A 1,054-nucleotide genomic window follows, 5' to 3' on the forward strand; every position below is an offset into this window, starting at 1 on the left:
ACGGCGTTGTGTACGACAGCGGTTTCGGCTGGTCGGGAACGTGAGGAGAGCCGTACGGGTTGGGATGGTTGTGAAGCGATCCTTGGCCCGTACGGCTCTCTCGCATCGTATCTGCACGGGCATCTCGAGGCGTCGACTCGGGGCGCTCATCGCGGAGTTGGCCAGCCCGTGGATGGCGCGGGAAGAGTCCCGGCTGGGCGAACGCCGAGGCCATGAGCGTCTGCGCGCCGAGGGCGGCGGACCCAGCCATCAACTGGTCTTCACCGATCGGGTGATCGCAACCCTGGTGATCCTGCGGTTCCAGCTTCCGCACGCCGCCCTCGCCGTCTTCTACGGCGTGGACCGCTCCACCGTCACGCGGGCTGTCCATGAGATCCGTCCGCTCCTGGCGGCGCGGGGCTTCGCGGTCCCCGGCGAGGCGGGACTGCGTCTGCACACGCTGGCCGATGTCTTCGCCTACGCCACCGCAAAGGGTGTTGAGCTACGCCTGGACGGCACCGAGGTACGGGTCCGGCGTCCGAAGGCGGGCCGCCCCGGCCGGCGTGCGTTCGTGTCCGGCAAGATGCGGCAGAACACCCAGAAGGCCACCGTCATCACCGACGGACAGGGCCGGACTCTGTGGACCGGCGCGGTCCGGCCGGGCCGTATGCATGATCAGACGGCGGTCAAGACCGAAGGGATCGAGGCCCTCTTCGAGCAATATCCGCAGGTCAAGGCCAAGGTGGATGCCGGATACCGGGGCCTGGCCAAACGGTTTCCCGACCAGGTCCAGGCGCCGCCGAAGAGGCCCGCCAAGGACGCGTCGGCCGAGGAGGTCACCGCCTGGGAGTCGGCCCGCAAGAAGCAATCCTCGGAGCGGATATGCGTCGAGCACGCCAACGCCGAGCACAAGCAGTGGAGGCCCCTCCAGCGGTACCTCGGCCGCCGCGAGTACTACACCGAGACCCATCTGGCCATCGCTGGCCTCGTTTCCGACCGCACCGCAGAGCGGTAATCACCTATCAGTCAACCCGCCAGGCCAACACGCCCCAACCTCAGTCGCGCACGGCACCGT

At 68.1% G+C, this 1,054-nt stretch carries 1 protein-coding gene; it reads left to right on the top strand.

What is annotated here, in order from left to right; translation table 11 throughout:
- Positions 1–64 precede the first annotated feature (64 nt).
- Positions 65–994, top strand: coding sequence for a transposase family protein (locus VXC91_RS46015; RefSeq protein ID WP_329513272.1), 930 nt, complete (start codon positions 65–67; stop codon positions 992–994).
- The last annotated feature ends 60 nt before the right edge of the window (positions 995–1,054 follow it).

Source organism: Streptomyces chiangmaiensis (assembly GCF_036281785.1).
Taxonomy (GTDB): Bacteria; Actinomycetota; Actinomycetes; order Streptomycetales; family Streptomycetaceae; genus Streptomyces; species Streptomyces chiangmaiensis.

Bases quoted from the DNA above. Each gene is read 5' to 3' on its own strand.
- VXC91_RS46015 (WP_329513272.1), top strand. From the start codon at position 65: ATGGTTGTGAAGCGATCCTTGGCCCGTACGGCTCTCTCGCATCGTATC.